General features: G+C 62.4%; 17 protein-coding genes and 4 tRNA genes. 16 read left to right on the forward strand and 5 right to left on the reverse strand.

Going from position 1 to position 24,175, the window contains the following annotated elements:
- Positions 1–567: 567 nt before the first annotated feature.
- The 6 genes from MSG32_RS11905 to MSG32_RS11930 all read left to right on the forward strand — a co-directional run bounded on the left by MSG32_RS11905 (position 568) and on the right by MSG32_RS11930 (position 10,813).
- Positions 568–2,595: an NADPH-dependent 2,4-dienoyl-CoA reductase gene (locus tag MSG32_RS11905; protein WP_248379853.1), complete on the forward strand. Its 2,028-nt coding sequence runs from the start codon at positions 568–570 to the stop codon at positions 2,593–2,595.
- Between the two features lie 203 nt (positions 2,596–2,798).
- On the forward strand, positions 2,799–3,872 hold the full coding sequence (locus MSG32_RS11910; protein WP_248379855.1) for a pyridoxal-phosphate dependent enzyme: 1,074 nt from the start codon (positions 2,799–2,801) through the stop codon (positions 3,870–3,872).
- Positions 3,873–4,071: 199 nt separating this feature from the next.
- Positions 4,072–5,157, forward strand: a complete 1,086-nt coding sequence (locus MSG32_RS11915) for a low specificity L-threonine aldolase (protein ID WP_248379857.1) — start codon at positions 4,072–4,074, stop codon at positions 5,155–5,157.
- A gap of 703 nt (positions 5,158–5,860) precedes the next feature.
- The gene (locus MSG32_RS11920; RefSeq protein ID WP_043334761.1) at positions 5,861–7,783 is read left to right on the forward strand and encodes a PrkA family serine protein kinase; all 1,923 of its coding nucleotides are present in this window, start codon (positions 5,861–5,863) and stop codon (positions 7,781–7,783) included.
- Positions 7,784–7,880: 97 nt separating this feature from the next.
- Complete coding sequence (locus tag MSG32_RS11925; RefSeq protein WP_043334759.1) at positions 7,881–9,164, forward strand: YeaH/YhbH family protein; 1,284 nt, start codon at positions 7,881–7,883, stop codon at positions 9,162–9,164.
- Between the two features lie 83 nt (positions 9,165–9,247).
- Positions 9,248–10,813 (forward strand): SpoVR family protein, encoded by a 1,566-nt coding sequence (locus MSG32_RS11930; protein ID WP_248380152.1) that lies wholly within the window; start codon positions 9,248–9,250, stop codon positions 10,811–10,813.
- A 189-nt stretch (positions 10,814–11,002) separates the two neighbouring features.
- On the opposite strand, the gene MSG32_RS11935 is transcribed toward MSG32_RS11930, so the two are convergent.
- Positions 11,003–11,320, reverse strand: coding sequence for a high-potential iron-sulfur protein (locus MSG32_RS11935; protein WP_248379859.1), 318 nt, complete (start codon positions 11,318–11,320; stop codon positions 11,003–11,005).
- A gap of 448 nt (positions 11,321–11,768) precedes the next feature.
- Between MSG32_RS11935 and MSG32_RS11940 the strand changes: the two genes are divergently transcribed.
- On the forward strand, positions 11,769–12,635 hold the full coding sequence (locus tag MSG32_RS11940; RefSeq protein ID WP_248379861.1) for a DNA/RNA non-specific endonuclease: 867 nt from the start codon (positions 11,769–11,771) through the stop codon (positions 12,633–12,635).
- A gap of 287 nt (positions 12,636–12,922) precedes the next feature.
- Here MSG32_RS11940 and MSG32_RS11945 read toward each other — a convergent pair.
- From MSG32_RS11945 to MSG32_RS11960, 4 genes are all read right to left on the reverse strand, one after another.
- Positions 12,923–13,009: transfer RNA gene (locus MSG32_RS11945), tRNA-Leu, on the reverse strand.
- Between the two features lie 100 nt (positions 13,010–13,109).
- Positions 13,110–13,196 (reverse strand) — tRNA-Leu (locus tag MSG32_RS11950).
- A 42-nt stretch (positions 13,197–13,238) separates the two neighbouring features.
- A tRNA-Leu gene (locus MSG32_RS11955) sits at positions 13,239–13,325 on the reverse strand.
- Between the two features lie 123 nt (positions 13,326–13,448).
- A tRNA-Leu gene (locus tag MSG32_RS11960) sits at positions 13,449–13,535 on the reverse strand.
- A gap of 351 nt (positions 13,536–13,886) precedes the next feature.
- Between MSG32_RS11960 and rnr the strand changes: the two genes are divergently transcribed.
- From rnr to MSG32_RS12005, 9 genes are all read left to right on the forward strand, one after another.
- Positions 13,887–16,601 (forward strand): ribonuclease R, encoded by a 2,715-nt coding sequence (rnr, locus tag MSG32_RS11965; RefSeq protein ID WP_248379863.1) that lies wholly within the window; start codon positions 13,887–13,889, stop codon positions 16,599–16,601.
- 335 nt (positions 16,602–16,936) lie between these two features.
- On the forward strand, positions 16,937–17,677 hold the full coding sequence (gene rlmB, locus MSG32_RS11970) for a 23S rRNA (guanosine(2251)-2'-O)-methyltransferase RlmB (protein WP_248380154.1): 741 nt from the start codon (positions 16,937–16,939) through the stop codon (positions 17,675–17,677).
- 315 nt (positions 17,678–17,992) lie between these two features.
- Entirely contained in the window at positions 17,993–18,373 is a 381-nt protein-coding gene (gene rpsF, locus MSG32_RS11975) for a 30S ribosomal protein S6 (RefSeq protein ID WP_043334756.1), read from the forward strand.
- Between the two features lie 26 nt (positions 18,374–18,399).
- Positions 18,400–18,627, forward strand: a complete 228-nt coding sequence (gene rpsR, locus MSG32_RS11980) for a 30S ribosomal protein S18 (protein WP_024952281.1) — start codon at positions 18,400–18,402, stop codon at positions 18,625–18,627.
- 12 nt (positions 18,628–18,639) lie between these two features.
- On the forward strand, positions 18,640–19,494 hold the full coding sequence (locus MSG32_RS11985; protein WP_043334783.1) for a hypothetical protein: 855 nt from the start codon (positions 18,640–18,642) through the stop codon (positions 19,492–19,494).
- 12 nt (positions 19,495–19,506) lie between these two features.
- Positions 19,507–19,953: a 50S ribosomal protein L9 gene (rplI, locus tag MSG32_RS11990; protein WP_043334754.1), complete on the forward strand. Its 447-nt coding sequence runs from the start codon at positions 19,507–19,509 to the stop codon at positions 19,951–19,953.
- Positions 19,954–20,239: 286 nt separating this feature from the next.
- Positions 20,240–21,628 (forward strand): replicative DNA helicase, encoded by a 1,389-nt coding sequence (gene dnaB, locus MSG32_RS11995; RefSeq protein ID WP_165873876.1) that lies wholly within the window; start codon positions 20,240–20,242, stop codon positions 21,626–21,628.
- 86 nt (positions 21,629–21,714) lie between these two features.
- The gene (locus MSG32_RS12000) at positions 21,715–22,002 is read left to right on the forward strand and encodes a hypothetical protein (protein ID WP_043334752.1); all 288 of its coding nucleotides are present in this window, start codon (positions 21,715–21,717) and stop codon (positions 22,000–22,002) included.
- Between the two features lie 196 nt (positions 22,003–22,198).
- Positions 22,199–24,079, forward strand: a complete 1,881-nt coding sequence (locus tag MSG32_RS12005) for a bifunctional diguanylate cyclase/phosphodiesterase (RefSeq protein ID WP_248379866.1) — start codon at positions 22,199–22,201, stop codon at positions 24,077–24,079.
- The last annotated feature ends 96 nt before the right edge of the window (positions 24,080–24,175 follow it).

Below are 24,175 nucleotides of genomic sequence, written 5' to 3' on the forward strand. Positions count from 1 at the left end.
CCGGTAGTTCAGTTGGTTAGAATGCCGGCCTGTCACGCCGGAGGTCGCGGGTTCGAGTCCCGTCCGGTCCGCCATTCGATCTCATAGAATTCGTGAAACCCGAGCTTTCGAGCTCGGGTTTTTGCGTTTCTGGCTGTCGGAAAGTCTTCAGTACTGGCCCGGCCCGCTTGCCTCCCTGTCCTTGCCTCTTGCCTCCTGTTCTTGCCTCTTTCTTCTCTCTTCTCTCTTCTCGACCTGGCCATGTTCCAGGCTTGTCGGCCTTCCCTGAGCACATCACGACATTTCGCTCTTGCCCGTTGATGGGTGTCCTGCGCGGTTTTCCCCTCACTGGTGCCATCACTGGCGTCATTCGCAATGTGGCCTTTGGGAGTATTGAGCCCATGGCGCGATGCTCTACACTGGGATCACTCGTTTCATACGACCGTTTGCCATCTATCATCAGTCGTTGATGTCCTGACAACCTGTTACTGACGACCATGACTGAGTGAGTGTTGCTGATGAGAGTGGTGGCGGCGCGATATAACAATGATTGTCCGAGGTGCTCGAGACAGCCAAGGAGAGACCGCAATGACTGCCTATCCGAATATCTTCCGTCCGCTGACGTTGGGCCACATCACGCTCAAGAACCGTGTGCTGATGGGCTCTATGCACACGGGGCTTGAGGAGACTCCCAATGGCTTCGCGCGCCTGGCGGCGTTCTATCGTGAGCGTGCGCGCCATGGGGTGGCGCTGATCGTCACGGGCGGTATCGCGCCGAATGCGGAAGGGGCTGTCATGCAGGGGGCCGCGAAGCTGACCACCCCGGAGGAGGCGAAGCACCATCGTGAGGTCACCGATGCGGTGCACGCCGAGGATGGACGCATCTGTCTGCAGATTCTGCATGCGGGGCGTTATGCCTACTCGCCGGATCAGGTCGCGCCCTCGGCGATTCAGGCGCCGATCAACCCCTTCACGCCACGCGCGCTGAGCACGTCAGAGGTCAAGGAGCAGATCGCCGACTACGTGCGCTGCGCCAGCCTGGCACGCGAGGCCGGCTATGACGGCGTCGAGGTGATGGGCTCGGAAGGCTATTTCATCAATCAGTTCATCTGTCGGCGCACCAATCAGCGCGAGGATGAGTACGGGGGCAGCTTCGAGAATCGCATCCGCCTGGCGGTGGAGATCGTCGCCGGTATCCGTGCCGCGCTGGGCGAGGACTTCCTGATCATCTATCGCCTCTCGATGCTGGATCTGGTCGATGAGGGCAGCACCTGGGAGGAAGTGGTCGCGCTCGGCAAGGCCATCGAGGCGGCAGGGGCGAGCCTGATCAATACCGGCATCGGCTGGCATGAGGCGCGTGTGCCGACCATCGTCACCAGCGTGCCGCGCGCTGTCTTCACGGGGCTGACCCAGCGCATGAAGCAGGAGCTCAGTCTGCCGCTGATCACCACCAATCGCATCAACATGCCCGAGGTTGCCGAGTCGGTGCTGGCCGAGGGTCATGCCGACATGGTGTCGATGGCGCGACCGTTCCTGGCTGACCCGCAATGGGTCAGCAAGGCCAGGGCGGACGATGCTGCCATCATCAATACTTGCATCGCCTGCAATCAGGCGTGTCTCGATCACACCTTCCAGATGAAGCTGACCTCGTGCCTGGTCAATCCGCGTGCCTGCCATGAAACCGAGATGGTGATCGAGCCCGCGCGACATGAGCGCCGCGTGGCAGTGGTGGGCGCTGGGCCGGCGGGGTTATCTGCTGCCGTGACGGCGGCCGAGCGTGGTCACGACGTGGTGCTGTTCGAGGCGCAGTCCGAGGTGGGTGGCCAGTTCAATTTCGCGCGTCGTATTCCCGGCAAGGAAGAGTTCGACGAGACACTGCGTTACTTCAATGAGAAGCTGGTGCGTTGTGGGGTCGAGGTGCGTCTCAATACTCGCGCCACCGCCGAGATGCTGGCGGAATTCGATGCCGTGATTCTGGCCTCGGGGGTGAAGGCGCGGACGCCGGATATCGAGGGTGTCGAAGCCGGTATCGAGCGGGGTCAGGTGCTCAGCTATGCCGAGGCGATCAGTGCGCCGGAGCGGGTCGGGCGTCGCGTGGCGTTGATCGGGGCTGGCGGGATCGGCTTCGATGTCGCGGAGCTGATGACTCACGTCGAGCCGTCGCCCTCGCTGGATGGTGAGCTGTGGTGCGAGGAGTGGGGGGTGGATCTCTCGGTCAGCACGCCTGGCGGCCTCAAGGCACCCGTGGTGCCGCAGGCGCCTCGTGAGGTGTGGCTGCTGCAGCGCAAGACCTCCAAGCCCGGCAAGGGGCTGGGCAAGACCACTGGCTGGGTGCATCGCGCGACCCTCAAGCAGCGTGGCGTCAAGATGGTCGCCGGCTGTGAGTATCGCTCGATCGACAATGAAGGCCTGACCGTCAGCCTCAATGGCGAAGAGCAGCATCTGGCGCTGGACAGCATCGTGCTGTGCGCCGGGCAGGATTCGGTGCTGGAGCTGAAGGCGCCTCTGGAGGCGGCGGGGGTGGAGCTGCATATCATCGGGGGCGCCGACAAGGCGGCTGAGCTGGATGCCAAGCGCGCGATCGCGCAGGGCACCATGGCGGCCGCTGCCCTTTGAGTTGACCGCGATCACGCATGGGGATATTCAGCGTTGAGCTGAGCCTGACCACTGCCTAGACTGATGGAAGCCACCGCGGACGCCGTGCCTTTGCTGCATGTGCCTCCGTGGTGGCTTTGTCGTCTTCAGAGTTTGCCTCGGGCGCCGCGCCAGCGGCTCGATGCGCTCTGATCTCTGCCTTGCCGCCACGATGGGATCTGCTCATGTCACCGCACGCTGCCGCCTCACGCCATGCCACCGCTGAGGCTCTGATGCCGGACACCGAGGACAGTCCTTTGCCGCCTCACAGGGAGGATGCTCGGACTTCATCATCGCTGGCCGCCTCCCCGCCGGTAGCCGAGACACTGGATAGCCTGCTGGATCTGTTCGCGCCGCCAGCGGTCGAGCGCCTGGCGTGGCCACTGGCCGATGAGGCCGGTGTGATCGTCGAGTGCCTGCGCGCCGACACGCTGGATAGCGAGATTTCTGGCAACAAGGCCTGGAAGTTGCGCCTGCCGCTGGCCAGGGCGTTGAGCGAGAAGCGGGGCATCATCAGCTGTGGGGGTGGTTGGTCGAACCATCTGCATGCGCTGGCGGCGGCGGGGGCCAGATTGGGTATCGAGACGCATGGCCTGGTACGCGGGCATCCCGAAGCGCCGCTGACGCCCACGCTCGCCGATGCGCGCGACAATGGCATGCGCTTGAGTTTCGTCTCGCGAGCCGAGTACCGGCAGCGCGACCAGCCTGATTTTGGCAGGCGCCATGGCGAGGGGGTATGGATTCCCGAGGGTGGCGGTTGCGTGGAAGGCGTCGCCGGGCTGGCACCGTTGGCTCAGGCGCTGGCCGAGCCGGTGCCAGGCGAATCTGCGCCGCAGCTGGTGCTGCTGGCCTGTGGCAGCGGCACGACGCTTGCCGGAGTGCTGAGTGCGCTGGGCGAGCGCGATGGGCTGCGGGTCATCGGGGTGCCGACCATGAACCATGGCGATCAGCTCTATCATCGTGTGCGTCGCCTGCTGGCGGAGAGTGGCGGCAGCCAGCAGAAGACGCCGGAGTGGGGCCTGTGGCTGGGGGCGCAGGCCGGCGGCTTTGCCAAGGCGCCTGACTGGTTGATCCAGTTCATTCAGCGCTTCGAGGCCGAGACAGGCGTTGCGGTGGAGCCGGTCTACACCGCCAAGCTGTTTGCGGCGCTGGCGCATCATCTGGCCAATGGTCTGATCGCGCGCGGTACGCGCATTCGCGTGCTGCACAGCGGGGGCTTGCAGGGGCGACGAGGTTATCCGGCGTTGCAGGCCATCTGAGGGTGCTGGCGAGGCGAGTGTCATCTGGCTCGTGCCTTCCCGCGAGGCGCCATCCAGTGGCTTGCGTGCAGCCTTCACCTGCCACTGGCGGCGGCGTGCAGCGCTGTTATGATGGAGTTTCTGCAGCGGCTCCTGCCATCCGGGAGCCGTGTCTGTTTCACCGGACAGGGTGATCCCCTGTCCCGCTCTGGAAATTCCCATGACGACTGACGCCATTGCCCCGACCCCCGCTGCGACCTCTGCTGCCGATGAAGCGTGTACTTCACGCTTTCTGGCCAGTGACAACACGTCCGGTATCTGTCCCGAGGCGATGGCGTACATGATGCAGGCCAATCGTGATGATGATCTCGCCTACGGCAATGACCGCTGGACACAGCAGGTCACCGACAGTTTCCGTCAGCTGTTCGAGACCGAGTGTGAGGTGTTCTTCGTCTTCAATGGCACCGCCGCCAACTCCCTGTCGCTGGCTCACCTGTGCCAGTCCTACCACAGCGTCATCTGCCACGAGCTGGCCCATATCGAGACCGATGAATGCGGTGGGCCGGAGTTCTTCTCCAACGGTTCCAAGTTGCTCAACGCGCCGGGCCCCGACGGCAAGCTGACGCCGGAAGGTATCGAGCAGCTGGTCACCAAGCGCAGCGATATCCACTATCCGCGTCCGCGCGTGATCTCCCTGACCCAGTGCACCGAGGTCGGCACCGTCTACAGCCTGGAAGAGCTGCAGGCGATTCGTGAAGTGGCGGACCGTCATGATCTGCAGATCCATATGGATGGCGCCCGTTTCGCCAATGCCTGCGCCGCGCTGAATGTCTCACCGGCCGAGCTGACCTGGAAGGCGGGCGTGGACGTGCTGTGCTTCTCCGGTACCAAGAATGGTCTGGCCATGGGGGAGGCGGTGATCTTCTTCGATCGCAAGCTGGCACGCGATTTCGATTACCGCTGCAAGCAGGCCGGTCAGCTGGCCTCCAAGATGCGCTTCATCGCGGCGCCCTGGATGGGGCTACTGGAAAATGATGTCTGGCTGAACAACGCCCGCCATGCAAACGGCATGGCACAGTATCTGGCCGAGCGACTCGAGGTGCTGGAGGGCATCGAGCTGCTGTTCCCCAGCGAGGCCAACAGCGTGTTCGCCAGCTTCCCCGAGCATGTGCTGGCGGCACTGCGTGAGCGTGGCTGGACCTTCTATACCTTCATCGGTGCGGGTGGCGCGCGCTTCGTCTGCTCCTGGAATACCACCACCGAGTTGCTCGACGCCTTGCTCAAGGATATTCGCGACGTGCTGTGAGCCTCTTGATTCAGGCAGTCCCCAAGGCGTGAGCGCCTCCCTCGAGATCCCCATCGCCCCGGCGGTGGGGATTTTTTTGTGGCCGGTTGTCCGCTCTTGTCAACGTCATGCGTGTCTGAGGCAAGAGTCTGATCAGGTTGGTAGCCACTTCGTCGCCAGTCGTTGTTTTCATGGTCTTTGTGGTGAGCTAGGAGGCTGTATGAAGCGTGGCGGAGGCGGTCGGGTGTGAGGTGTGGGCGCGGCCATTCTTGCTCGACTGGCTGGTATGCAGTGTCGTCTGGGCGTGAGAGTGACTGGCGTCAACCGTCAGTCTGTTCCTATGCTCAAGGTGTGCTGCGGTGCAACATGCCATGAGTGAATCACCCGCGACAGCAGAAGCATTGGTCGAGTTTTCGCGTCTTTCGAAGCTTTCTTCAACGCGTTGTCAGGGGTGTTCAGGCGCCATCGTAGTGTCTGCTGACCCACTGGCTGCCGTAGATCCTGCGGTGCTTGGCAGAACTGGCTCCGCCGGCGGAAAGTTCGTTGAATGCATTCATTCACTGTATTGGACACCAGCACCCTATATCGACCTATGCTGATAAACACGCCGAGGCAGTCGTCCTGCGTACGCTATCCAGGCTGAGCGGACGAACGAATTTTGCGGTCTTACCTGAGTGGGCCCGGCGATGGTCCCAGCGACTGATGTCGCGACAAGGAGGCTTCCATGAGCATCTTCGATCACGTGCAGAGCCGCTACGAGCGGATTCAGCAAGAAGAGATGAGTCTCCAGGAGTACCTGGAGTTGTGCCGGCAGGACACTACTGCCTACGCCAGCGCTGCCGAGCGCATGCTGGCGGCCATCGGTGAACCGGAGGTCATCGATACCGCCAAGGACCCCAGTCTTTCCCGTATCTTTTCCAACAAGCTGATCCGCCGTTATCCAAGCTTTGCCGAGTTCTATGGCATGGAAGAGGCTATCGAGCAGATCGTTTCCTACTTCCGGCATGCGGCGCAGGGACTGGAGGAGCGCAAGCAGATCCTGTATCTGCTCGGCCCGGTGGGCGGCGGCAAGTCGTCTCTGGCGGAGCGTCTCAAGCTGCTGATGGAGCAGATTCCCTTCTATGCCATCAAGGGCTCGCCGGTCTTCGAGTCTCCGCTGGGGCTGTTCTCGCCGGAGGAAGATGGCGAGCTGATCGAGAAGGAGTACGGCATTCCCCAGCGCTGCATGCGCAGTGCCATGTCACCGTGGGCCGCCAAGCGTCTCAAGGAATATGGCGGTGATATCAGCAAGTTCCGCGTGGTCAAGCTCTATCCCTCGCGCCTCAATCAGATCGGTATCTCCAAGACCGAGCCGGGCGATGACAATAACCAGGACATTTCCGCGCTGGTCGGCAAGGTCGATATCCGTCAACTGGAGCTCTATGCCCAGGACGACCCGGATGCCTACAGCTTCTCCGGCGGGCTGTGCAAGGCCAACCAGGGGCTGATGGAATTCGTCGAGATGTTCAAGGCGCCGATCAAGGTGCTGCATCCGCTGCTGACCGCGACCCAGGAGGGCAATTACAACCCGACGGAAGGCATGGGCGCGATTCCCTTCGATGGCGTGGTGCTGGCGCACTCCAACGAGAGCGAGTGGCAGGCATTCCGCAACAATCGCAACAACGAGGCCTTCCTCGATCGCGTCTATATCGTCAAGGTGCCTTACTGCCTACGCGCCTCCGAGGAGGTCAAGATCTACGCCAAGCTGCTGGAGCATTCGTCGCTGAATCAGGCGCCCTGTGCTCCGGATACGCTGCGCATGCTGTCGCAGTTCATCGTGCTGTCGCGTCTGCGTGAGCCGGAGAATTCCAGCGTCTACTCGAAGATGCGCATCTATGATGGCGAGAACCTCAAGGATACCGATCCGCGCGCCAAGTCGATCCAGGAATACCGCGACAGCGCCGGTGTCGACGAGGGGATGGATGGGCTCTCGACACGCTTTGCCTTCAAGATTCTCTCCAAGGTCTTCAACTTCGATGCCAGTGAGGTCGCGGCCAATCCGGTCCATCTGCTCTACGTGCTGGAGCAGCGCCTCGATCAGGAGCAGCTGCCCAAGGAAACCCACGAGCGCTACCTGCGCTATATCAAGGAATACCTGGCGCCCCGCTACGTCGATTTCATCGGCAAGGAGATCCAGACCGCCTATCTCGAGTCCTATTCCGAGTATGGGCAGAACATCTTCGATCGCTATGTGACCTATGCCGACTTCTGGATCCAGGAGCAGGAGTATCGCGATCCCGAGACCGGCGAACTGCTGGACCGTCAGTCACTCAACGAGGAGCTGGAGAAGATCGAGAAGCCCGCGGGCATCTCCAACCCGAAGGATTTCCGTCACGAGGTGGTCAACTTCGTGCTGCGCGCACGGGCGCAGAACAACGGTACCAACCCGAGCTGGCAGTCCTACGAGAAGCTGCGTGCGGTGATCGAGAAGAAGATGTTCGCCAATACCGAAGAGCTGCTGCCGGTCATCTCCTTCAATGCCAAGGCCTCGGCATCCGACCAGCGCAAGCACGAGGACTTCGTGGCGCGCATGGTGGATCGCGGCTACACCGAGAAGCAGGTGCGCCTGTTGTCCGAATGGTACCTGCGCGTACGCAAGTCGCAGTAAGCCCTGCCGACTGACGACAGGCCTGCCGGCGGGCTCGATTGCCGCCGGCACTTGCCATCCGGCCATCCGCTGAGGGCGGGGCCGGCAAGGAGGGCGAATGAGTTATTTCATTGATCGACGCAGCAATGCACGCAACAAGAGTGCAGTGAATCGACAGCGCTTCATTCGGCGCTATCGCAGTCATATCAAGCGGGCGGTGGAGGATGCCGTCAATCGGCGCTCCATCACCGACATGGAGCGCGGTGAGGAAGTCTCCATCCCGACGCGTGACATTTCCGAGCCGGTCTTCCAGCACGGTCAGGGCGGCAAGCGGCGTGTGATCAATCCCGGCAACAAGGAGTTTGTCGAAGGGGACCGCATGCGCCGTCCCAGCGGCGGTGGTGGGGGAGGCGGCAGTGGCGAGGGTCAGGCCTCCAACCAGGGCGAGGGGGAAGATGACTTTGCCTTCACCCTGTCGCGTGAGGAATTTCTCGAGTTCGTCTTCGACGGGCTGGAACTGCCGCATCTGGAGCGCAAGCAGATCGCCGACATGGAAGAGGTGCGCCCGGTGCGCGCGGGGATCGCGCGTGACGGCACACCGGCACGTATCAATATCGTGCGCTCGATGCGCTCGGCACAGGCGCGGCGCATCGCGATGCGTTCCCCGATCAAGCGGGCGCTGAAGGAGGCTGTCGAAGCGCTGGAGCAGGAGGAGCGCAAGGACCCGGTGCTGCGCAACAAGGTGCGCATCAGTGAGCTCAAGGCGGAAATCGAGCGGCTCGAGGCGCGCCTCAAGGCGGTGCCGTTCCTCGATACCTATGATCTGCGCTACAACCACCTCATCAATCAGCCGATGCCGTCCAACAAGGCGGTGATGTTCTGCGTGATGGATGTCTCGGGGTCGATGACCCAGGCGCACAAGGACATCGGCAAGCGTTTCTTCCTGTTGTTGTATCTGTTTCTGGAGCGCAACTACGAGAAGGTCGAGCTGGTCTTCATCCGTCACCACACCGCTGCCAAGGAAGTCGACGAGGAGGAGTTCTTCTACTCCCGCGAGACCGGCGGCACCATCGTGTCCAGTGCCCTCACGCTGCTCGATGAGGTGATCGAATCGCGCTATCCGGCCGGTGAGTGGAATCTCTACGTGGCGCAGGCCTCGGATGGCGACAACTGGGACGACGATTCCACCAACTGTCGTGAACTGATGATCAAGAAGCTGATGCCGCGCCTGCAGTACTACGCCTATGTGGAGATCACGCCGCATGCCCATCAGGCGCTATGGGAGGAGTACGAGCGGGTCGAGGCGGAATTTCCGGAACGCTTTGCCATGCAGCAGATCGTCGAGGCAGGCGATATCTATCCGGTATTCCGCGAGCTGTTCAAGCGCCGCATCAGCGCCTGATCACATCATGCGACGTGCCCGGCAGTCGCGCCGGGCCAGGAGGCCTCATGAGTCATGGTCTTGATGGCGGTCTTGATGACCGAATGAGCAAGCGCATCGATAGCCGGTTGGAAGACACCCAGCCGGCCAGCGGGTCGGATTGGACCTTCGAATTGCTCGAGCATTTCGAAAGCGAGATCGCGCGCATCGCCGCGCAGTACAAGCTGGATATCTACCCCAACCAGATCGAGGTGATCACGTCCGAGCAGATGATGGATGCCTACGCCAGCATCGGCATGCCGGTCGGCTACCATCACTGGTCGTTCGGCAAGCAGTTCCTGTCGGTGGAGCAGGCGTATCGGCGAGGGCAGATGGGGCTGGCCTATGAGCTGGTGATTAACTCCGATCCGTGCATCGCCTATCTGATGGAAGAGAACACCCTGATGATGCAGATTCTGGTCATGGCGCATGCCTGCTATGGCCACAACAGCTTCTTCAAGGGCAATTATCTGTTCCGCACCTGGACGGATGCCTCGGCGATCATCGACTACCTCGTCTTCGCGCGGAAATACGTGTCCGAGTGCGAGGAGCGTCATGGCGTGGACGCCGTCGAGCAGCTGCTCGACGCCTGCCATGCGCTTCAGAACTATGGCGTGGATCGCTACAAGCGTCCTTCGGCCATCTCGCCGGAAGAGGAGGTCCAGCGTCAGCAGGAGCGTGAGGCCTATCTGCAGGCCCAGGTGAATGCGCTGTGGACCACGATTCCCCAGGCGGGCGAGGAGGACGAGGTGGTCGATGAGGTCAATGACCCCCTCGGTCTGCATCGTCGCGGCCGCTATCCGCCGGAACCGCAGGAGAACCTGCTCTATTTCATCGAGAAGAATGCCCCGTTGCTGGAGCCCTGGCAGCGCGAGCTGGTGCGTATCGTGCGCAAGCTGGCGCAGTACTTCTATCCACAGCGCCAGACGCAGGTGATGAACGAGGGCTGGGCGTGTTTCTGGCACTACACCATCATGAATCAGCTCTACGATGAGGGGTTGATCGGCGAGGGCGTGATTCTCGAGTTCCTGCAGTCGCATACCTCGGTGGTGCAGCAGCCCGGCTTCGATCACCCGCATTACAACGGCATCAATCCCTATGCGCTGGGCTTCGCGATGTTCACCGATATCAAGCGTATCTGTGAGCACCCCGACGATGAGGATCGTGAGTGGTTCCCGGATATCGCCGGCAGCGACTGGCTGGAAACGGTGCACTTCGCGATGCGCAACTTCAAGGATGAGTCCTTCATCCAGCAATTCCTGTCGCCCAAGGTGATCCGGGATCTCAAGCTGTTCTCGCTGGTCGATGACGACAGCGATGAGCATCTCGTCATCGACGCCATTCACGACAGTCGCGGTTACAAGCGCATTCGTGAGGCGCTGTGCGTGCAGTACGCACTGAGCCACCGTGAGCCGAATATCCAGGTGTGGGCCGCCAACATTCGCGGTGATCGCTCGCTGACCCTGCGCCATGTGCAGGATGATCGGCGCCCGCTGGCGCGCAGCGTCTACCCCGTGATGCGCTATCTGCATCAGCTGTGGGGCTTCCCTGTCCATCTGGAGTCGATGGAGAACGATGAGGTGGCAAGGCGCTACCAGTGGCCACTGCCGGAGGACGCCAATCCCGGCTGACAGGGCTTCAGGTGACGCTCATGGCGGATCGAGGGGGTGTCGAGGGATGCCTGACCTGACCGGCGCGCAATCGGCATAAGGCAGGCATGAAAAAACCGCCGTGAGGACACCCTCGCGGCGGTTTTCTTGTCTCAATCGGCTCTCGTGCTCATGCTCGTGCTCTCGGCCAGAGGGTTCCGGTTGAGCGTCTCAGGCCGGGCGCTTGGTCCAGGACTGACACCAGCCCTTCGGCTCGACGCTATGGCTTGGGAAAAGCTGGCAGCCTTCGTTCTCGGGCTTGTAGAACATGCAGTTGGCGCAGTCCGAACCCGGCTTGAAGGCGGGGTGGTTCTTGGCTTCACTGGCGACTTCCACGTAGTTGAGCGCCTTGGCTTGCGGATTGGAGGTATCCAGTCGCGGCAGGTCGGCGGCAAGGGCGCGGGGTGAGAGTATGGCGGCGCCCAGCGGCAGGGCAGCGAGCCCCAGCAGACTATTGCGCATGAAGTTACGGCGGCTCTGATTGGCCATGGTCGGATTCCTTCTCATCAATGGAGCACAACCGTCGGGATGTGCTGCGGTCACGGCTCGCCTGTCAGGAGGCGCTTGCATGTCAGTCGTTGCAGTGTCGCGGGTGCCACCGGCACCTTGGTGGGCACTCTGCGTGGCATTGCTGACCGCTTGCTGGCATTCATGGATGCAGGTGGCATGCCAGGTACTGAACATGTGGTCAGGTTCTGCGCCATCGGTGTTCGGGCAGATTTGTCAGGAGGTCCCTGCTCGCCGATGGTGCATCAAGCGGGCGCTACCTGCTTATTGTGGCTTGAGTTGGGGCAACCGTCAGCCTCGCTGGCAGAACTCTGGCATGATGGAATCGACGCAGGAACGTGAATGACGTCGCTGTGGCCCGCTAGCCATGGCGAAATGATGGATGCATGCCTTGCCGAGGTAACTGCAACGACAAGAAGGAAATGGCGGGATGCTGGATGTGATGGACGATATTCGCTCGGCCGGCCGCAAGCTGTGGCGGGGCTTCGGGGTCAGCGTGGTGTTTGCACTGGTAGGGGGTGGGCTCTGGTGGTGGCAGGAGCGCGACTACCAGCAGTTCTACGTCTGGCAGGGCGTGCCGCAGGCGCGTGCACTGGACTGGAAGACGCTGGCGCGCGGCTTGCGCAGCGATGCCTATCTGGTGGGCTGGTCTGATCTGCGCGCCAACCCGTTGTGGGTGACATGGCGGCTCGAGAATACTCAAGGGTCGCGGCTGGGAGAGCGTCCTGACGAGTTCGAGCGCGACTGGCGCTCGCTATGGCCCGTCACGCCGGATAGCTATCGCAACAGTGGCTACGACCGTGGGCACCTGGCGCCCAACTACGCCATCGGCAAGATCTACGGCGTCAAGGCGCAGCATCAGACCTTTCGCATGACGAATATCTCGCCACAGACACCGGCGCTCAATCGCAAGCTCTGGCAACGTCTGGAGGCTGCCATCATGGACAGCATCCTGCCGCACGAAGGCGCACTATGGATCACGGCAGGGCCGGTCTTCAGCGGCAGTATCGAGCGGCTGCCCAATCTGATCGAGATTCCCGATGCCTTCTACAAAATCATCATCTCGCCCGGCTCGGGTCGACAGGCACCGCGCGCGTTGGCCTTTCTCTTCCCGCAGCAGGTGAGGGGAGATGAACCGCTGGACCGTTTTCTGGTCAGCATCGATCGCATCGAGTCACTGACAGGGTTGGATTTCTTCCATGAGCTTCCCGATGACGTCGAGCAGCGCCTCGAGGCGCAAGTCGTGCGCGATGGCTGGCAGGTCGACAGTTTCAGTCGTACGCCATCACGTTATTGAGCGTATAGCCAAGGTCCGACTGACAGGAATGTACTGAAGGAGTTCGGCGGACAGGTGCCGACTGAAGGGGTGCAGCTGAAAAGAGTTATCCACAATGCCAGGCGTAGTAATGGGTGTGGACAAGTTGCGTATGAGGCGAGCGGTATTTTCTTCGCGACACGCGAAAGACAACGCAGGGCGCTGTGGGTCTGGGCAAACCAAGAGGGTAAGTCAGTCAGGATATTGCGAGAGGGAGTATCGCGATGTGAGCAGCGGGCGCTGCGAGGATGCCTCGGATATCAACTTGATGGTGCCCAGAAGAGGACTTGAACCTCCACGTCCATACGGACACTAGCACCTGAAGCTAGCGCGTCTACCAATTCCGCCATCTGGGCATCAAGTTGTGTGCTGAAGTCTCAAGAGCTGAGTCTTGCAGCTGAACGAGCATGAAATCCTTGGTAGTGGATGCCATGTTCCCTGTTCGAGTGCGCATCGTGGTGCCCAGAAGAGGACTTGAACCTCCACATCCTTACGGATACTAGCACCTGAAGCTAGCGCGTCTACCAATTCCGCCATCTGGGCGAAGCGCGATACAGGGATCGTTCGTTGTGAGTCTGACGTCCGTGGTGCCCAGGAGAGGACTTGAACCTCCACATCCTTACGGATACTAGCACCTGAAGCTAGCGCGTCTACCAATTCCGCCACCTGGGCAGACATCAGAACTCGTTTCGGTCCGCAGACCCGGATCAGCAGTCAAGTTGTTGAAACTTAAATGCTTTACCCGTTTTCTGGTATCCATCTTAACGTGTGTCACGCCAACATGAAACCTGAAATTGGTGCCCAGAAGAGGACTTGAACCTCCACGTCCATACGGACACTAGCACCTGAAGCTAGCGCGTCTACCAATTCCGCCATCTGGGCAAGTGGTGCCGAATAATACGGATGTACTGTGGGAATGCAAGCTTTTTCTTTCATGCCCTGTTGAGCGAGCCGCAGAAAGCCTCTCTCGCTTCATTAGAACAGACAGGGGGCAGACAGAGGACAGAGAGAGGACAGACAGATGAAGCTCATCAATTGGCGAGCTTTCAGACTTGAGAGTCAGGCCTCGGGCCGCCATTGAGAGCACTGAATGGCCCCTCCGCCGTGATGAGTGGCGGGGAATGGTTGGGTCGGCCCAAGGGTAGAGGCTATAATGCGCGGATGAGAGACAACCTGTCATTCCGTGCCGCGATCGCTGCCCGTCTCGAATTCATCGTCAAGGAATCCTGATTAATGACCCAATGGACGCTCAGCGACGACCCGCACGCGGAACGCGAAGCCCATAAGTACGACAAGCCCATCCCCAGCCGAGAGTTCTTGCTCGACAAGCTGGAAGAGTATGGCAAGCCCATTACCCACGAGAACATGAGCCGCATGCTCGGTTTCGAGGACGAGGAGCAACAGGAAGCTGTGCGCCGTCGCCTCAATGCCATGGAGCGTGATGGTCAGGTGCTGCGCAATCGTCGCGGTGCCTATGCCCTGATCGACAAGCTGGACCTGATCCGTGGCCGCGTCGTCGGTCACCGCGACGGCTTCGGCTTCCTGGCGCGCGAAGATGGCGTCAAGCCGGACCTCGCCGTGCCGCCGCGCCAGATGCGTCGCGTCTTTCATGGCGATCAGGTGCTGGCTCGCGTCAGCGGCCGTGATCGTCGTGGCCGCGACGAGATCACCATCGTCGAGGTGCTGGCACGCAATACCCAGACCCTGGTCGGCATCTATCGTCAGTCCGAGCCGGACTTCGGTGTGCTGATTCCCGAGAACTCGCGCATCGCGCAGGAAGTCATCATCCCCAACCGCGTGGCCAATGGTGCCAAGGACGGTCAGGTGGTGTCCGTGCGCATCACTCAGCAGCCCGCCACACGCGTGCAGCCGGTGGGTGAAGTGGTCGAGGTGCTCGGTGAGCGCATGGACCCGGGCATGGAAATCGATATCGCGATCCGTTCCCACGATATCCCCAGTGAATTCCCGCCGGAAGTCGAAGACCAGATCTCGACCATCTCCGCCGAGGTGCTGGAAGAAGACAAGAAGGGCCGTATCGACCTGCGCGAGACGCCGCTGGTCACCATCGATGGCGAAGACGCGAAGGACTTCGATGACGCCGTCTGTGCCTGGCAGGACGACAATGGCAACTGGAAGCTGCTGGTCGCCATCGCCGACGTCTCCCACTACGTGCGTGGCGGCAGCCCGCTGGATCAGGAAGGCTATGTGCGCGGCAACTCGGTGTATTTCCCGGGTCAGGTCGTGCCGATGCTGCCGGAGCTGCTCTCCAACGGTCTGTGCTCGCTCAACCCGCATGTCGATCGTCTGACGCTGGTCTGTGAGCTGACCATCTCTGCCAGCAGTGGCGAGATGCTCGACTATCGCTTCTTCGAGGCCGTGATTCGCTCGCATGCTCGCCTGACCTACGAGAAGGTCGGCACCATGCTGACCGACCCGGAAAGTGAGGAAGGTCAGGCACTGTGCCAGCAGTACAACGAGCTGCTGCCGTCGCTGCACAACCTGCACGCGCTGTACGGCGTGCTGCGCAAGGCGCGTGACAAGCGCGGTGCCATCGACTTCGAGACCACCGAAACGCAGATCCTGTTCAACGATGAGCGCAAGATCGAGCAGATCGTGCCGCGTACCCGCAACGACGCGCACAAGCTGATCGAGGAATGCATGCTGGCGGCCAACGTCGCGACGGCACGCTTCCTGGATGAGCACGATCTCCCGGCCCTCTATCGTGTCCACAAGCAGCCGGCACCGGAGCGTCTGAACAACCTGCGCGCCTTCCTGGGTGAGCTGGGTCTGACGCTGGAAGGCGGCGACGAGCCGGCACCCAAGGACTTCCAGGCACTGCGTGCCTCGATCGCCGAGCGCCCGGACCTCGACATCATCCAGACCGTGATGCTGCGCAGCATGACCCAGGCGGTCTACTCGCCGCAGAACGAAGGCCACTTCGGTCTGGCCTACGATGCCTACGCGCACTTCACCTCGCCGATCCGTCGTTATCCGGATCTGCTGGTGCACCGTGCGATTCGCTCCGTCATCCGTGGTCCGCGCAAGACCGACACCGTGCTGCGTGCTGAAGATGCCGTGACCGAACGCCCGACCAAGTGGTGCCCGTACACCTTCGAGCAGATGCTCGAGCTGGGTGAGCACTGCTCGATGACCGAGCGCCGCGCCGATGAGGCGACGCGTGACGTCAACGACTGGCTCAAGTGCGAGTTCATGAAGGACAAGGTCGGGGAAGTGCTGGAAGGCACCGTCGCGGCAGTCACCCAGTTCGGCCTGTTCGTGCGTCTGGATGCCTACTACGTCGAAGGCCTGCTGCACATCTCCTCGCTGCCGTCCGACTACTATCACTACGAGGCAGAGAAGCATCGCCTCAAGGGTGAACGTGCCGGTGTCAGCTATGGTCTCGGCGATGGCGTCACCGTTCAGGTGGCCCGTGTCGACATGGATGAGCGCAAGATCGACTTCATGCTCAGCGACCCGACGCCGCGTCCCAAGCGCAAGCCGCGCAAGGCGCGCAGCAGCGAGGGCGACAAGCCGGCAGCCGGCAAGAGCGGTGCCGCCGCCAGCAAGGAAGCCGCCGCCAAGGGGCGTCCCGGCAAGCGTGAGCGCGAACGCCTCAAGTCCCTGACCGAGGAAGTCAGTCAGGAAGGCAATGGCAACGCGGCTGCGGCCGAAAAGCCGGCAGGTGAGCGTCCGCCGCGCAAGCCGCGCGGGGAGCGTGGTGAGCGCAGTGATCGCTCGGGCCGTGGAGAGCGCAAGGCCGCCGCTGGCAATGAGCAGCAGCCCGCCGCAGAGGCGCCGGCTGCGGCGCGTCCAGCCGTGCCGAGTGGTCCGGAAGCCGCCGACAGCCCGTTCGCGCCGGTCGCGCCGATGGGTGCCGCAGGCAAGGACGACCCGTCGCGCAAGCGGGGTTCGCGCTCGCGCGGGCGTCGCGGTAACGGCCGTAGCTGATTTCGGCTCTGCTCCTCGCGCGTCACTGCATCAGCCCCGGCTCCGGTCGGGGCTGATGCGTTGGGCAGTCGTCAGGCTGCACGATTTCAAGGCTGTCGCGTCGGCGGCAGCTCAGTTTCCGTCAATATGACAGGGCCCGTCGGGTCATCAGTCAGGAAGGCACAATGAGTCAGGACAAGGGGCGCAAGCCCGGCCGCGGCAAGCCCGCCGGCGAGCGTGCTAGCCACGCCAGAAGTGAGCATTCCCGAGGCGAGCGCAGCGGCGCTCAGCGTCATGAGCGTGGCGGTGCACGCAAGGGTGGCGCACGCGCCGCCGCGCCGAAGATTCCCGGTGGCATGGAAGCCGTCTATGGCGTGCACGCCGTGGAAGCCTTGCTGGCACGTGACCGCGCACCCAGCGAGCTGTGGGTGCAGGCGGGCGAGGCCGAGCTGCGCCTGAGCGAGATCATCGAGCAGGCGCGTGCCGCCGGTTCGCGCGTCACCCTCAAGGGGCGCGAGGAGCTGGATGCACTGGCCGTCGGCGGTGGCGCCCATCAGGGGCTGGTCGCGCTGTGCGCGCCGCTGGCCACCGAGAACGAGACCGGACTCAAGCTACGTCTCGATGGCTGGTCCCACGCAGAAGCTCCGCTGTTTCTGGTGCTGGACTCCGTCACGGATCCGCACAACCTCGGTGCCTGCCTGCGCAGTGCCGATGCCGCGGGCGCCCATGGCGTCATCGTGCCCAAGGACAAGTCGGCCTCACTGAACGCGACCGTGCGCAAGGTGGCCTGTGGGGCAGCGGAAGTGGTGCCGGTCTATCAGGTCACCAACCTGGTCCGCACGCTGGACGCCATGAAGGAAGCCGGTGTCTGGGTGCTGGGCACGGCGGGCGAAGCCGAATCCATGGCATTCGAAGCCGATTTCACCGGCCCGGTCGCCATCGTGATGGGTGCCGAGGGCAAGGGCATGCGTCGCCTGACCCGCGAGCATTGCGACAGCCTGATCAAGCTGCCGATGGCGGGCAGCGTCTCCAGCCTCAATGTCTCGGTTGCCGCGGGTATCTGCCTGTTCGAGGCCGTGCGTCAGCGCCGCGGCTGAGGCAATTGTCGGCAGGGGATAGTCAGGAAGGCAGGCAGGGTAGAGGCAAGAGAGTGGCAAGAGAGACACAGCCGGCGGAACGGGGCTGGCTGTCTTTCACGGGCCGCTTGCCAAGCCCTTGACTCCTCTCTACAATACTGCGGTTCTGTGAAGTGCAGTCTGCAGTGAATGCGCGGCATGGGGGCACCTGTCCTCGCTCGCGCGCGTCTTTCGTGGCCTTCGGGTCTGAATGGCACAACCGTAGTAATCACTCCACTCCTTGCTTCCCGGCCCGAGACGCGCCGTGGGGGCTGTCAAACCGAAAGGAGCCAAGCCATGCGTCACTACGAGATCGTGTTCATGGTCCACCCGGACCAGAGCGAACAGGTTCCGGCCATGATCGAGCGTTACACCTCCATCGTGACCGAAGCCGGCGGTACTGTGCATCGTCTGGAAGATTGGGGTCGCCGTCACCTGGCCTACCCGATCAACAAGATCCACAAGGCCCACTACGTGCTGATGAACGTCGAAACTACCGGTGAGGTGGTCGAAGAACTCGAAACCATCTTCCGTTTCAACGACGCCGTCATCCGTAACCTGGTTGTGCGTTCAAAGGAAGCGGCCATCGAGCCGTCTCCGATGATGAAGCCGGCTGAAGAGAAGCGTCCGCGTCGCGAAGACAAGCGTGACGAATCCGAAGCTCAAGACGCTAACTGATACCGCACCCCCAGGAGGTCATTGCAATGGCACGTTTTTTCCGTCGTCGCAAGTTCTGCCGCTTCACCGCTGAAGGCGTGAAGCAGATCGACTACAAGGACATCGAAGTCCTGAAGTCTTACATCACCGAGACCGGCAAGATCGTCCCGAGCCGTATCACTGGCACCAAGGCACGCTACCAGCGTCAGCTGGCGACTGCCATCAAGCGTGCTCGCTACCTGGCTCTGCTGCCGTACAGCGACAGCCACCAGTAAGGCGACACCATGATGCTGGCACTGGCACGCTGGGCCATGCGCGGCCCCCTGCAATGCATCGCGATTGCATTGCTGACGGGAATCGTGCCCTGGTTCTTCTGGTTCAGTGCCGCCATCAGTGCGCTGGTCACGCTTCGGCGTGGCCTTGCGCCTGCCGCACCCGTAGTCATCGCCGCCGCCGTTCCGGCCGGTTGGTGGTGGGTACAAGGCGATCCGGTGCCTCTGGCAACCGTATTGCTGGTCACCCTGATGGCAACCCTGTTGCGCGCTCGCGTGCGATGGGGTGAGGCGCTGATAGGCGCCAGCCTGACGGCGGCACTGATGGTGCAGTCCGGGATATTCCTGCCACCAGGCGGAGCCGGTCCACTGCTTGAGAGCATTCGCAAGAATGCCCCTGAGCTTGACGCACGCTTGAACGACTTTGCCGCTCAAGGTGTGCCGACTGAACAGCTCGCAGGGCTGGTCATCGGTGGTATTACCGGGTTGGTGGTCCTGCTGGCCGCCACGGGCTGTCTGGCCCTGGCGCGCAGTTGGCAGTCCGGGCTCTACAATCCGGGTGGGTTTCGCAGCGAATTCCATGCCTTTCGGCTGAGTTTGCCCGAAATCCTGATACTGGCAGCCTGCGGGATCATTGGCGTACTGCTCAATGTGCCTGCAGTGCTCCTGCTGATCTGGATACCGCTGCTGGTGGCGGGCATTGCCCTGGTACATGGTTACATCGGGTTAAAGGGGATGAGCGGGTTATGGCTCGTCGGCGTCTATTTCATGATGCTGACCACCTGGCCCACGATTCTGATTTTGCTGCTGTTGGCGCTTGTGGACGTCTTTGCGGATTTTCGCGCACGTCTCGCCGGCAGTCATCGATAAGAGGTTTACGAGATGCAAGTCATTCTGCTCGACAAGATTGGCAAGCTGGGCAACCTGGGTGACCAGGTTTCCGTCAAGGCTGGCTTCGGTCGCAACTACCTGCTGCCGTACGGCCTGGCAGTTCCGGCCACTGCTGAAAACCAGGCAGCTTTCGAAGCTCAGCGCGCTGAGCTGGAAGCACAGGTTGCAGAGCGCAAGACCGAAGCTGAAGCGCGTGCCGCTCAGCTGAACGAAATCGAACTGTCCCTGGTCGCCAAAGCTGGCGAAGAAGGCAAGCTGTTCGGTTCCATCGGTCCGCGTGATCTGGCCGAAGCTATCGCCCAGTCTGGCATCGACATCGCCAAGAGCGAAGTCCGCATGCCGGAAGGCCCGCTGCGCAACACTGGCGAATACGACATCGTGCTGCAGCTGCACGCTGAAGTGACTGCCACTGTCCGTGTGGTCGTGGTCGGCGAGTAATCGCTGATTTGCAGTGGCTGGCCGGTGATCTGGTGTAGCGACTGCTGCGGTACCCAAGCCGCCTTTGCATCCTCGATGCGAAGGCGGTTTTTTCATGGGCGCGATTTGTCATCGGCGTGGCATTTGCCTGGTCGCCGGCGAGGCGATGACGCACAAAATCCGGTAGAATGCCTGCCCCCGTCAGGAAGAGGCTTCGACGTGGGCGCGGCGGTTGGCAGGCTTGCGTCAATGCGTGAAACTAGAAGCCCCCGCGGGCATGTCAGTCATCAGCAGGAGTCAGCCAGGCATGAGCGAGATTCAGGATCAGGATCGCGAGACGGCAGCGCTCAAGGTGCCGCCCAATTCGCTGGAGGCCGAGCAGTCGGTGCTTGGCGGCTTGATGCTGGACAACAGCGCCTGGGATACGGTCTCCGAGCGGCTGGTGGCCGACGACTTCTATCGCTATGAGCATCGTCTCATCTACAACGCCATGTCTCAGCTGGTCGGCGGCAGCCGCCCGCTGGATGTGGTGACGCTGTCCGAGCTGCTGGAAAGTCGTGACCAGCTCGAGTCGGTCGGCGGGTTGGCGACCCTCGCTGAGCTGGCGCGCAATACGCCCTCGGCCAGCAACATCAAGGCCTATGCCGATATCGTTCGCGAGCGCGCCACGCTGCGCAAGCTCATCCAGGCGGCCAACCAGATCGCAGAGAGCTCCTTCAGCCCGCAGGGCCGTGATGCCGATGAGCTGGTCAACGAGGCCGAGCGCCTGGTGTTCCAGATCAGCGAGTCGCGGCCCAAGAGCGGCGGACCCAAGGGCATGAGTCAGCTGCTGACCGGCGCGGTGGACCGCATCGATGAGCTGTTCAATCTCAAGGGCCAGATGACGGGCCTCTCGACCGGTTTCCGCGATCTCGATGACATGACCTCCGGCCTGCAGCCGTCGGATCTGGTGATCATTGCCGGGCGTCCCTCGATGGGCAAGACCACCTTTGCCATGAACCTGGTCGAGCATGCCGTGGTTTCCGGCGACAAGCCGGTCGCCGTGTTCTCGATGGAGATGCCCGCCGAATCGCTGATGTTGCGCATGATCTCCTCGCTGGGTCGCATCGACCAGACCAAGGTGCGTACCGGCCAGCTGGAAGATGAGGATTGGCCGCGTCTGACTTCGGCGGTCAACCTGCTCAAGGACAAGCAGCTGTTCGTCGATGACACCGCGGCGCTGTCGCCCAACGAGATGCGCTCGCGCTGTCGACGCATGGCGCGTGAGCACGGCGGCATCGGCCTGATCATGATCGATTACCTTCAGCTGATGCAGGTGCCGGGGCTTTCCGAGAACCGTACCGCCGAGATCTCCGAGATCTCGCGCTCGCTGAAGGGTCTGGCCAAGGAATTCGCCTGCCCGGTCGTGGCGCTCTCGCAGCTGAACCGCTCGCTTGAGCAGCGCCCCAACAAGCGCCCGGTGATGTCGGATCTGCGTGAATCCGGCGCCATCGAGCAGGATGCCGATGTCATCGCCTTCGTCTACCGTGATGAGGTCTACAACAAGGACAATCCCGACAACAAGGGACTGGCCGAGCTGATCATCGGCAAGCAGCGTAACGGCCCCATCGGTACCGTTCACATGGCCTTCATCGGCAAGTACACCCGTTTCGAGGACCTGGCGCCCGACAGTTATGGCCAGGCCTTCGCTGAATAACGTGATGCGTACGCGCGTCAATCATGTACCCGGGCGGCGGCATCGCCGTTGCCTCGCAAGACCCGCACTGACGGGGAGGAGATAGCATGGCAGGTGGATTTGGGCGCGGACGCGCACGTACCCCCAAGCTGCAGGGCCGCGGCACGCTGGAGAGCCTGGAGCGTGAAGGGCCCTTCAAGGAATGGCTGGGCATGCCGGACCTCTACCGCTTCACGCTGGTCGTGGAAGGTGAGAGCTACAGCTACCAGACCGAAGACAGCGAAGTGCCGGTGGTAGCCGGTGATATGGTCGTCTTCCGTTACAAGGAGACCAAGGCGGGCAAGTGGATCGACCGCAACTCCCTCGGCAAGGCCATCGACCCCAACTCGCTGTAAGCGCCACTCTGGCGCATGAGGATCACGCCATGCCGGCTGCCAGGTCGGCATGGCGTGATCCTGTTTTGATCGAGATAGGCGGTACGTCGAGTTAGTCGATCTGGCGTCTGGCATCCCCTCTGCCGGATGAGGCGCCTCATGCGCCGCGCGTCACCTTTGTCATCCCTCTGTCATATCAGCATGTTCAGATTCTGACATGCTCCCATCCCCGTCCCTGCAAGCCGCTCATGGCCAGCCTGTCGTCGAATCCCGTCATGCACTGGAGGCGTTGCTGCGTCTGCGCCAGGTGAGCATGCATTTCCAGCCCATCGTGTCATCCAACGGCCGTGAGGTCTTCGCCTATGAGGCGCTGGCGCGCGGGAGTGCCGCAGGGCCACTGGCCTCACCGTTGACGATGTTCTCGGCGGCGCGCGAACACGGCCGTCTGGTGGAGCTCGACAGCCTGTGCCGCGAGCGTGCGCTCGAGCAGTGGTCGACGCTGGGTCTGACGGAGCGACTGTTCATCAACGTGTCTCCCGATGTGTTGCTGGATGGCGCCCACTCGCCCGGCCTGACGCGACGCCTGCTGCGGCGCTTCGGCCTGCGTCCGCATCAGGTGGTGATCGAGCTGACCGAGCAGACGCCGGGGCTGGATTCGGCGCTGATGCGGGAAGCCGTCAGCCATTATCAATCGATGGGCTTCGCCATCGCGCTGGATGATCTCGGGGAGGGCTATGCCAGCCTCAAGCTGTGGTCGTCGGTGCAACCGGACTTCGTCAAGATCGACCGTCACTTCATTAGTGGCATCCATGCCGACCCGCTCAAGCGGCGCTTCGTGCGTTCGATCATCGATATCGCCCACGGCAGTGGCAGTCAGGTGATCGCCGAGGGCATCGAGCATGAGGCGGAAATGGAGTGCGTGCGCCAGCTGGGGGCCGACTACCTGCAGGGCTGGTTGTTCGCGCCAGCCGAGGCCGACCCGCTTGGCCAGCGCGCTGCACTCGACCGGCATCTGCGCCAGCTGAGTCGCAGGCTGCAGCAGCGCCCGCCGCCTGGTCGCAGCATCGGCAGTCTGGCGCGCGCCGTGACGCCGGTGCAGCAGGATGTCACCGTCAATGAGGTCGCCCAGCGTCTGCATGCCGAGCAGGAGGTGATGTCGCTGGCCGTGGTGGACGAGCAGCAACGACCGGTGGGCCTGATCATCCGCCATCGCCTGCTGGGGCTGCTGAGCCAGCGCTTCGGGCCGGAGCTGCATGCGCGTCGTATGATCCACGAGGTCATGCAGAGCAGCCCGCTGCGCGTCGAGGCGGATGAGACGCTGGAGCGCGTCTCGGCCAAGGTGACCGGCCGCGAAGGCAGTGATCGCGATGAGGACTTCATCATCACGCGGGGCGGGCGCTATCAGGGGCTGGGGCGCACCCTGGATCTGCTGCGCATCATCACGGAGCTGCAGGTGGCGAGCGCCGAGGAGGCCAACCCACTGACGCGCCTGCCGGGCAACGGGCCGATCGAGCGTCAGTTGCTCGACTGCGTGGCTGGCGCGGGCTTGGGCAAGGGCTTGGGCGAGGACTTGCGTGAGGACTTGCGAGAGAACAGCAGCGCGCGCAGTGCCGAGTGGGCGGCGATCTATCTGGATCTCGACAACTTCAAGCCCTTCAATGACCGCTTCGGCCACGCGCAGGGTGACCGCATGCTGCTGGCGCTGGCGACGGTATTGCGCGATGCGCTGCAGGAGGGTGACTTTCTCGGCCATGTCGGCGGCGATGATTTCGTGATGACGCTGTGCATGACCGAATCTCACCGGGCACTGCGCCTGACAGCGCTCGAGCAACGCCTGGCCGGCCTGCAGTCGGCATTCCAGCATGCGGTCGCCAGCCTGTATCCGGCCGATGTGCTGGCAGCGGGAGGCTTTCAGGGCCACGACCGCTTCGGCACCACGCGCTTCTTCCCGCTGACGCGACTGTCACTGGTTGCGCTGCATGGCCTTGCCGGGTGCGAGACGACCCGGATCGCCGCGCGCTGGAGCGAGCTCAAGAGCGAGGCCAAGGCGCGGGACTCAGGGCGTGTCATCGAGGCGTGTGCCTCACCAGTGCAGTGATCTCTGCCTGCGAGTCACTCAATCGTCATCCGCCTGCCCCATGACTGTCATCGCTGGCCATCAGTCTGGCGTGAAGCCTTGAAGTTCATCCTGAAG

The sequence above is a fragment of the Cobetia sp. 1CM21F genome (assembly GCF_023161745.1).
Lineage (GTDB): Bacteria > Pseudomonadota > Gammaproteobacteria > Pseudomonadales > Halomonadaceae > Cobetia > Cobetia amphilecti.